Consider the following 8926-nt stretch of genomic DNA (forward strand, 5'->3'; position numbering starts at 1 on the left):
GCGCTTTTTGCAGAAAATCCTTGATTTCAAACAGTTTTGCAAGAATTTCGACTTGACCGGAATGGTGCAACGCAGTAACGTATCGTTCCCTTTGTAATTCAAAGGGTCTTTGTCTTTGCGCGTTGCCCATCCCGCAGCACCGTAAATGACGCGCTTCACTTGAAAGCTGTTTGCTCTAACCCGTGCCACAAGCGCGAGAATCCCGCAAATCCGCCCCAGCATCTCCGACCGAACGAGTCGCGTTTAGCGCTGGTTTGAAGCACATTCACAGATGTGTGACGAATCGACGTGACCGCACAAAAAAGGGACGTCCCAGAACTGAGGCAGCATGCGGTTTCAATAGGAGAGAGCATCCGATCAATTTCCAATGGACCTTGAAAGGACTTTTAGCATGACCTCAGACGCAACGAGTACCGCAGTTAGCAATTCAATCGGTGAAGAAATCACCGGCGCAGAAATCGTCGTACGTTGCCTGGCCGAAGAAGGTGTCGAACATGTGTTCGGTTATCCGGGCGGCGCGGTGCTCTACATCTACGACGCGATTTTCAGCCACAGCAAGTTCAAGCACATTCTGGTACGCCACGAACAGGCTGCCGTCCATGCTGCCGACGCTTATTCCCGCAGTTCCAACAAGGTTGGCGTTTGCCTCGTGACTTCCGGTCCGGGCGTGACGAACGCGATCACCGGCTTGGCAACTGCCTACATGGACTCGATTCCGATGATCATCATTTCCGGTCAGGTGCCTTCGCACGCGATCGGTCTGGATGCCTTCCAGGAATGCGATACCGTCGGTATCACGCGTCCATGCGTCAAACACAATTTTCTCGTCAAGGATGTCAAGGATCTCGCCGCGACCATGAAGAAGGCATTCTTCATCGCGACCACCGGCCGTCCAGGCCCGGTCCTGATCGACATCCCTAAAGACATCACGATGCACAAGACGACCTTCGAGTATCCGAAGGAAGTCGAAATGCGTTCGTACAAACCGGTCGACAAAGGTCATTCGGGCCAGATTCGCAAGGCAGTGCAGTTGCTGCTGCAAGCGGAACGTCCGATGATCTACACCGGCGGCGGCGTCATTCTGGCGAACGCATCGGAAGAATTGAATCGTCTGGTCGACAAGCTCGGCTACCCATGCACGAACACGCTGATGGGCCTCGGCGCCTACAAGGCAACCAGCGACAAGTTCGTCGGCATGCCGGGCATGCATGGCACATACGAAGCCAACATGGCGATGCAGCATTCGGACGTCATGATCGCCATCGGCGCGCGTTTCGACGACCGCGTGATCGGCAATCCGAAACATTTCTCCGCCACGCCGCGCAAGATCATTCACATCGACATCGATCCATCGTCGATTTCGAAACGCGTCAAGGTCGACATTCCAATCGTCGGCAACGTCAAGGAAGTGCTGCAGGAATTGCTGGCACAACTCGACGCTGCAGAAACCAAGCCGAACGCAGCGCATCTGTCCGACTGGTGGAAACAGATCAATGAATGGCGCAAGCGCGAATGCCTGAAGTACACGCCATCGACTGAAGTCATCAAGCCGCAATCGGTCGTGCAAAAAGTCTGGGAAATCACCAAGGGCGACGCCTTCATCACGTCCGACGTCGGTCAGCATCAAATGTGGGCGGCGCAATATTATCCGTTCGACAAGCCACGTCGCTGGATCAATTCCGGTGGTCTGGGCACCATGGGCGTCGGCTTGCCGTACGCGATGGGCGTGCAGATGGCGAACCCGGATGCGACTGTTGCCTGTATCACCGGCGAAGCGTCGATCCAGATGTGTATTCAAGAGCTCGCGACCTGCAAGCAGTACCACATGACGCCGAAGATCATCCTGTTGAACAATCGCTTCCTCGGCATGGTTCGTCAGTGGCAACAGCTGGAATACGGTTCGCGCTATTCGGAGTCGTACATGGATTCGCTGCCTGACTTCGACAAGCTGGTCGAATCGTACGGTCACGTCGGCATGACGATCGACAAGCCGGGCGATCTGGACGGCGCGATGAAAGAAGCATTCGACATGAAGGATCGTCTGGTATTCATGAACATCATTACCGATCAAACCGAAAACGTCTGGCCGATGGTCAAGACGGGCAAAGGCCTGACTGAAATGCTGCTTGGTTCGGAGGATCTGTAATGCGTCACATTATTTCTGTATTGCTCGAAAACGAAGCAGGTGCATTGTCGCGGGTTGTCGGCCTGTTCTCGGCACGCGCGTACAATATCGAAACGCTGACCGTGGCACCGACGGAAGATGCAACGTTGTCGCGCATGACGATTGTCACCAGCGGTTCGGATGACGTGATCGAACAGATCACCAAACATCTGAATCGTCTGATCGAAGTCGTGAAGGTGGTCGATCTGACCGAAGGTCCGTTCATCGAACGCGAATTGATGCTCATCAAGATCCGTGCGGTGGGCAAGGAACGTGAAGAGATGAAACGCACCACCGATATTTTCCGTGGTCGCATCATCGACGTCACCGACAAGACCTACACCATCGAATTGACCGGTAACAAAACCAAGCTGGATGCGTTCATCGATTCGATCGATCGTACGGCCATTCTGGAGACCGTTCGTACCGGCGGCTCCGGCATCGGCCGTGGTGAACGTATCCTCAAAGTTTAAGTATTCAAAGCTCAGTAATTCAAACTCAACACCACCTCATTAGGAACATCATGAAAGTTTTTTACGATAAAGATTGTGATCTGTCGCTGATCAAGGGTAAAAACGTTGCCATCATCGGTTACGGTTCGCAAGGTCACGCACACGCGCAAAACCTGAACGACTCCGGCGTCAAAGTCACGGTCGGTCTGCGTAAAGGCGGCGCATCGTGGGATAAAGTCGCGAAAGCCGGTTTGAACGTCGCTGAAGTCAACGACGCAGTCAAAGCAGCTGACGTCATCATGATTTTGCTGCCTGATGAAAACATCGCTCAGGTCTACAACGAAAACGTTGCGCCGCACGCCAAGCAAGGCGCGGTTCTGGCATTTGCTCACGGCTTCAACGTGCACTACGGGCAAGTCGTGCCACGTGCCGATCTGGACGTCATCATGATCGCGCCTAAGGCGCCGGGCCACACCGTGCGCGGTACGTACGCACAAGGTGGCGGCGTTCCTCATCTGGTCGCTGTGTACCAGGACAAATCCGGTGTCGCGCGCGACATCGCGTTGTCGTACGCGATGGCAAACGGCGGCGGCCGTGCCGGCATCATCGAAACCAACTTCCGTGAAGAAACCGAAACCGATCTGTTCGGCGAACAAGCCGTTCTGTGCGGTGGCGCAGTTGAACTGATCAAGGCCGGTTTCGAAACGTTGACCGAAGCTGGTTACGCTCCGGAAATGGCGTACTTCGAATGTCTGCACGAACTGAAACTGATCGTCGATCTGATCTATGAAGGCGGCATCGCCAACATGAACTACTCGATCTCGAACAACGCAGAATACGGCGAATACGTCACCGGCCCGCGCGTCGTGACCGAAGACACCAAAAACGCCATGCGTCAGTGCCTGAAAGACATTCAGACCGGCGAATATGCGAAGAGCTTCATCCTTGAAAACAAGGCTGGCGCACCTACGCTGATTTCCCGTCGTCGTTTGACCGCCGAACATCCGATTGAAGAAGTCGGCGCAAAACTGCGCGCAATGATGCCTTGGATCGCGAAAAACAAATTGGTCGATCAATCGAAGAACTAAGCTGTTATCGAGGTAAGGCATCACGCGGTATTCGCTTGCAAGCGCACACCGCGCTCGGACGAAAAGCCACGCATTAGCGTGGCTTTTTTATTGTCCTCGCCAAAGCAAAGGGATCATTGTCTGTATGCCGCAAAGCCTGCATTTCAGCGCAGCCCTTTTTCATTTGGTAACAATCTTTGCGCGCGATGCGATGAAAGAATTGGCAAGGGCCGTTATCATCGAACATCCGTTCACCATCATGATTACGGCCTTGCGCCATCGAGGAGCATCTCCATGCTGAAAACCAAACATATGCTCGCCTGTCTGGGCTTGATGCTGGCCGCAAGTTTCGCCGCCGCGCAGGCGGTGCAAACCAGCGGCACGCTGGTGATCGTGCCGGCCACCGGCGAGGTGAAGCACGCGAATGACGAAGCGAACCTGACCTTCATGATCGAAGAACAGGACAAGGACAAGGCGGCGGCCGCGTCGCGCGTGAACCAGAAGATGAAGCAGGGCATGGAAATCCTGAAGCGCGCCGATCCGCAGGCGGTTCTGAGCACACATGGTTATTACACCTACGCGGTGTATCCGGATGAACAGCCGCAGCCGCGCAGCAACGGCAAGCTGCGTCAGCCGAGCGGCTGGCGTGTCGGTCAATATCTGGAGATGAAGACCGGCAATCTGCAAAGCCTGCCGAAGACAGTCGCTGCCGCGCAGCGCGTGCTGGCGCTGAACGGCTTGCGTTTCGGCCTGAGCGAGGCAACGGCAAAACAACTGGATGCGCAGCGCATCGATGCCACGTATAAGAACCTGACTGAACGTATTGCATCGATCGCCAAGGCAATGGGCCGCAACCCGGCCGATGCGGTGCTCGACACGGTCGATTTCGAAGGCTCGGGCAACTATGCGCCGCAGGCGTTTGCGGCGAAGACGATGCGCGCCGCGGTGGCTGACGCCGCGCCGGTCGAGGAGCCGAGTTTCGAGCCCGGCGAAACGACGCTCGACATGCGCGTGGTCGGCAAGGTCCGTTTCCGCTAGCAGCAGGCTGGCCGATGCGCCGCCATGGCGCGACGCGAAACAGCGCAAGACCGCAAGGCTGCGCTGTTTTTTTATTGGCCGCAAAGCCGTTTCGGCGCGTCTGCGGGTCTTCGGTAGAATTGCCTGTCTGATACACTAGATGCTTGCCGTTTCTCCATTAAAACCGATATAAAAGCGGGAACAGAATGCCAAGCTTCAATCGCCGCAAAGCGAAGAATTCCACATGGTCCAAGGCGCGTCCGCTGGGAAGGCTTGCGCGCGGCAAGCAAGCCTTGTACGACGACCACGAAGATCACGAGCACGACATTGAGTCGCGCGCATTGCGCCGGCGCGGCATCTATCTGCTGCCGAACGCTTTTACGACGGCCGGATTGTTCTGCGGTTTTTATGCGATCGTGATGGCGATGGGGCAGAAGTTCGACTACGCGGCGGTCGCGATTTTCGCGGCGATGCTGCTGGATTCCATCGACGGACGCGTGGCGCGCCTGACGCACACGCAAAGCGAATTCGGCGCGCAGTACGACAGCCTGGCCGACATGGTGTCCTTCGGCGCCGCACCGGCGCTGGTGATGTACGTGTGGGCATTGCAGGATCTGGGCAAGCTGTGCTGGCTGGCCGCCTTCTTCTACTGCGCCGGCGGCGCCTTGCGGCTGGCGCGCTTCAATACCAATATCGGCGTGGTCGACAAGCGTTACTTCCAGGGTTTGCCGAGCCCGGCGGCAGCCGCGCTGGTTGCCGGCTTTATCTGGCTGATGCAGGATCTCGGCTACCCGGGACGCAACCTGAGCTGGGCCGGCTGGGCGATCACGCTGTACGCGGGACTGACGATGGTGACCAACGTGCCGTTCTACAGCTTCAAGGACATCAATTACCGCAAGTCGGTGCCCTTCATTGCGATCTTCCTGATCGTGCTGGCTTTCGTCGCGATCGCAGGCGATCCGCCGAAAGTGCTGTTCGGCCTGTTCGTCCTGTACGGACTGTCGGGCTACGCCGTCTATTTTTGGCGGCTGGCGAAGGGCAAGCCGGTCAGCATCGTGCAGACTGAAATGGACCACGACGATCATTGAGGTCGTCTTCAGATCAAGAACATCGAGCGATTGCTCAGGAGCGCAACATGGCAGCCGATTCCAACCGTCTCATCATTTTCGATACCACGCTGCGCGATGGCGAGCAGTCGCCCGGCGCCTCGATGACCAAGGATGAAAAGATCCGCATCGCGCGGCAGCTGGAGCGCCTGAAGGTCGACGTGATCGAAGCCGGTTTTGCGGCCGCTTCGCAGGGCGATTTCGAAGCGATCCAGGCGATTTCCGGCATCGTCAAGGATGCCACCGTCTGCTCGCTGTCGCGCGCCAACGACATGGATATTCAGCGCGCCGCCGATGCGCTGGCGCCTGCTGCACGCAAGCGCATCCACACCTTCATCGCCACTTCGCCGCTGCACATGCAGAAGAAGCTGCGCATGACGCCGGAGCAGGTGCTGGAGCAGGCCAAACTGGCCGTGCGCTTCGCGCGCAAGTTTACGGATGACGTCGAATTCAGCCCGGAAGACGGCAGCCGCTCCGACATCGATTTCCTGTGCCGCGTAATCGAAAGCGTGATCGACGAAGGCGCCACCACGATCAACTTCGCCGACACTGTCGGCTACGGCGTGCCGGGTCTGTACGGCAACATGCTGAAGACGCTGCGCGAACGTATTCCGAACGCGGACAAGGCGGTATGGTCTGTGCATTGCCATAACGACCTCGGCATGGCGGTCGCCAATTCGCTGGCCGGCGTGATGATAGGCGGCGCGCGCCAGGTCGAATGCACGATCAACGGTCTGGGCGAACGCGCGGGCAATACCGCGCTGGAAGAAATCGTGATGGCGGTGCGCACACGCCGCGATCACTTCAATCTCGAAGTCGGCGTCGATACGACGCAAATCGTGCCGACCTCCAAACTGGTGTCGCAGATTACCGGCTTTGCGGTGCAGCCGAACAAGTCGGTGGTCGGCGCCAATGCGTTCGCGCACGCATCCGGTATTCATCAGGACGGCGTGCTGAAGGCGCGCGACACCTATGAAATCATGCGCGCCGAAGATGTCGGCTGGACTGCCAACAAGATCGTGCTCGGCAAGCTGTCGGGCCGCAACGCGTTCAAGCAGCGCCTGGAAGAACTCGGTATCGCGCTCGAATCGGCTGCCGAGATGGATGCCGCCTTCGTGCGCTTCAAGGAACTTGCCGACCGCAAGGCGGACATCTTCGATGAAGACATCATGGCGCTGGTATCGGACGAGCAGCACGCGCATGAGCATGAGCACTACCAATTCATTTCGCTGTCGCAGCAATCGTCGACGGATGCCAGGCCGAAGGCGGAAGTGGTGTTCTCCGTCGATGGCCGCGAGCAGACTTGCAGCGCGGAGGGGAACGGCCCTGTCGATGCGATCGTCAACGCGATCGAGTCGAAGGTCGACAGCGGCGCAGAGTTGCTGCTGTTTTCCGTCAATGCGATCACGACCGGCACCGAGTCGCAGGGAGAAGTCACGATGCGCTTGTCGAAGGCAGGGCGTATCGTCAACGGCGTCGGTGCCGATCTCGATATCGTGGTGGCGTCGGCCAAGGCCTATATTTCGGCACTCAACAAACTGCATTCCAAAACCGAAAAACTGAATCCGCAGCTATAAGATATTCGTGCTCTGTCAAAAGGCCTTGCCATGCGCAAGGCCTTTTGTTTTGCAGTCGTGCGAGGCGTCATGCGATGCAACAGCCGCCCGCTGATAAGTTGGAAACCGTACAGATCGGCGTTGTCGCTGGGTACAGAATCGGAGCGTTCTCATTTCGTCACGGCGATGATATCCAACAGCGGGAGGTGAAAATGAATGAGCGCCGTTTTCGGTGGCATCGCGTTTGTTCTCTGCCGGTTTTCGGCATCTTCCTCCTCGCGCTTGCAGTGCTCGGCATTGCAGCCTTTTTCCCAACGCTTCCTTCCGCCATCGCCGCTAGTGCGCCGCGGCAACAAGAAGTTTCACTGCCGGACTGGCAGCGATATGCCGCATGGCATGAATCCTGGCGTTACGTCGTGCTGGAAGATGCGCGCTGGAACTGTCTGCTCGCCGGAACCGAGACTTTCATTCAGAGGTAAATCCCTCCTTTATGTGTGTTGTCGAACAGAGCCATACAGGGTGCTGCCGCATAGTGAATGACACGCCCTGCATGTAACGCATCGTTTCCTTGCTGGAACGATGCGCGCTCTATCCGAGCCATGCGGAATAGAAACAATCGGCAGTCAACAGCCAGCCGATTACGATCCTGAAAGGAATTCTCATGAACGACGAACTGATTGATACTCTGAATGACCTCATCGAAACCTGTAAGGATGGCGAGGAAGGTTTCAAAACCTGCGCTCAGGACATCAGCGATAGCCAATTCAAGCAATCCTTTCTCACGCGTGCGGCAGGCTGTGCGGCAGCCGCGAAGGAATTGCAGGCGCTGGTCATCGCGCATGGCGGCAGTCCGGAAAGAAAGAGCAGCCTGAGCGGTACGCTGCATCGCCGCTGGGTGGACATCAAGTCCGCGATTATGGGCAAGGATGACGAGGCCATCCTCAACGAGTGCGAGCGTGGCGAGGACGTGGCTAAGAAAAGCTACAGCCGTGCGCTGGAGAAGGACTTGCCCGCCGATGTGCGCGCCGTGGTTGAGCGCCAATATCAGGGCGTGATCCAGAATCACGATCTGGTGAAAAACCTGCGCGATCGCGCCCGCGCCGCCGCGCATCACTAAAAGCGCGTGGAATCCGCATACCGGCGCGCCGGTATGCGGATGTCAATGATCTGCTTACTTTGGAGGAAAGAGCATGGCCGATACCGATTCCGTCAATCAGGACGTAAAACAATTGGGCAAGGATGCCAGCGACGTGTTGAAAAATGCGAAGGACGACGCAGTCGCCAAAAGCAGCGAGCTGAGCGCGAAATGCATGGCCTTTCTTGATTCAGCGATTGCCGCAGCAAAGGAAGTGCCGACGGTTGCCGCAGCCCGCACCAAGGAGGTCGCCATCACGACCGACGATTATGTGCGCGAAAACCCGTGGCGTGCGGTAACGATTTCCGCCGGCGTCGGTTTGTTGCTGGGCGTGCTGTTTTCCAGAAAATAGAGTCGCCGCGATTAATGACTCCCTGCGAGATCGGCGCAAGCCGGTGTCGCAGGGGTTTTCTGTTTATACCCCCGAAG

The 8926-nt window shown here is 57.2% G+C and carries 9 protein-coding genes; all 9 read left to right on the forward strand.

Annotated elements, in window-relative coordinates; all coding sequences use genetic code 11:
- Window positions 1–391: 391 nt before the first annotated feature.
- The 9 genes from VN114_RS04165 to VN114_RS04205 all read left to right on the forward strand — a co-directional run bounded on the left by VN114_RS04165 (window position 392) and on the right by VN114_RS04205 (window position 8849).
- Window positions 392–2146, forward strand: a complete 1755-nt coding sequence (locus tag VN114_RS04165; protein WP_325512292.1) for an acetolactate synthase 3 catalytic subunit — start codon at window positions 392–394, stop codon at window positions 2144–2146.
- Entirely contained in the window at window positions 2146–2637 is a 492-nt protein-coding gene (gene ilvN, locus VN114_RS04170; RefSeq protein WP_325512294.1) for an acetolactate synthase small subunit, read from the forward strand. Before VN114_RS04165 ends, ilvN begins: the two co-directional genes overlap by 1 nt.
- A gap of 50 nt (window positions 2638–2687) precedes the next feature.
- A complete protein-coding gene (gene ilvC, locus VN114_RS04175; protein WP_325512296.1) occupies window positions 2688–3704 on the forward strand; it encodes a ketol-acid reductoisomerase in 1017 nt (338 codons plus the stop codon).
- 273 nt (window positions 3705–3977) lie between these two features.
- The gene (locus VN114_RS04180) at window positions 3978–4721 is read left to right on the forward strand and encodes an SIMPL domain-containing protein (protein ID WP_414694190.1); all 744 of its coding nucleotides are present in this window, start codon (window positions 3978–3980) and stop codon (window positions 4719–4721) included.
- A gap of 185 nt (window positions 4722–4906) precedes the next feature.
- A complete protein-coding gene (gene pssA / locus VN114_RS04185) occupies window positions 4907–5788 on the forward strand; it encodes a CDP-diacylglycerol--serine O-phosphatidyltransferase (protein WP_325512298.1) in 882 nt (293 codons plus the stop codon).
- Between the two features lie 47 nt (window positions 5789–5835).
- Complete coding sequence (locus VN114_RS04190; RefSeq protein WP_325512300.1) at window positions 5836–7383, forward strand: 2-isopropylmalate synthase; 1548 nt, start codon at window positions 5836–5838, stop codon at window positions 7381–7383.
- A 74-nt stretch (window positions 7384–7457) separates the two neighbouring features.
- Window positions 7458–7841: a hypothetical protein gene (locus VN114_RS04195; protein WP_325512302.1), complete on the forward strand. Its 384-nt coding sequence runs from the start codon at window positions 7458–7460 to the stop codon at window positions 7839–7841.
- Between the two features lie 182 nt (window positions 7842–8023).
- The gene (locus VN114_RS04200) at window positions 8024–8479 is read left to right on the forward strand and encodes a PA2169 family four-helix-bundle protein (protein ID WP_325512304.1); all 456 of its coding nucleotides are present in this window, start codon (window positions 8024–8026) and stop codon (window positions 8477–8479) included.
- A gap of 73 nt (window positions 8480–8552) precedes the next feature.
- The gene (locus tag VN114_RS04205; protein WP_325512306.1) at window positions 8553–8849 is read left to right on the forward strand and encodes a DUF883 family protein; all 297 of its coding nucleotides are present in this window, start codon (window positions 8553–8555) and stop codon (window positions 8847–8849) included.
- Window positions 8850–8926: the final 77 nt, after the last annotated feature.

Source organism: Oxalicibacterium sp. (assembly GCF_035565035.1).
In the GTDB taxonomy this organism is placed as follows: Bacteria; Pseudomonadota; Gammaproteobacteria; order Burkholderiales; family Burkholderiaceae_D; genus Oxalicibacterium.

Excerpts from the sequence above, each read along its gene's own strand:
- VN114_RS04165 (WP_325512292.1), top strand. The coding sequence starts at position 392 with ATGACCTCAGACGCAACGAGTACCGCAGTTAGCAATTCAATCGGTGAA.
- ilvN (WP_325512294.1), top strand. The coding sequence starts at position 2,146 with ATGCGTCACATTATTTCTGTATTGCTCGAAAACGAAGCAGGTGCATTG.
- ilvC (WP_325512296.1), top strand. The coding sequence starts at position 2,688 with ATGAAAGTTTTTTACGATAAAGATTGTGATCTGTCGCTGATCAAGGGT.
- VN114_RS04180 (WP_414694190.1), top strand. The coding sequence starts at position 3,978 with ATGCTGAAAACCAAACATATGCTCGCCTGTCTGGGCTTGATGCTGGCC.
- pssA (WP_325512298.1), top strand. The coding sequence starts at position 4,907 with ATGCCAAGCTTCAATCGCCGCAAAGCGAAGAATTCCACATGGTCCAAG.
- VN114_RS04190 (WP_325512300.1), top strand. The coding sequence starts at position 5,836 with ATGGCAGCCGATTCCAACCGTCTCATCATTTTCGATACCACGCTGCGC.
- VN114_RS04195 (WP_325512302.1), top strand. The coding sequence starts at position 7,458 with ATGCAACAGCCGCCCGCTGATAAGTTGGAAACCGTACAGATCGGCGTT.
- VN114_RS04200 (WP_325512304.1), top strand. The coding sequence starts at position 8,024 with ATGAACGACGAACTGATTGATACTCTGAATGACCTCATCGAAACCTGT.
- VN114_RS04205 (WP_325512306.1), top strand. The coding sequence starts at position 8,553 with ATGGCCGATACCGATTCCGTCAATCAGGACGTAAAACAATTGGGCAAG.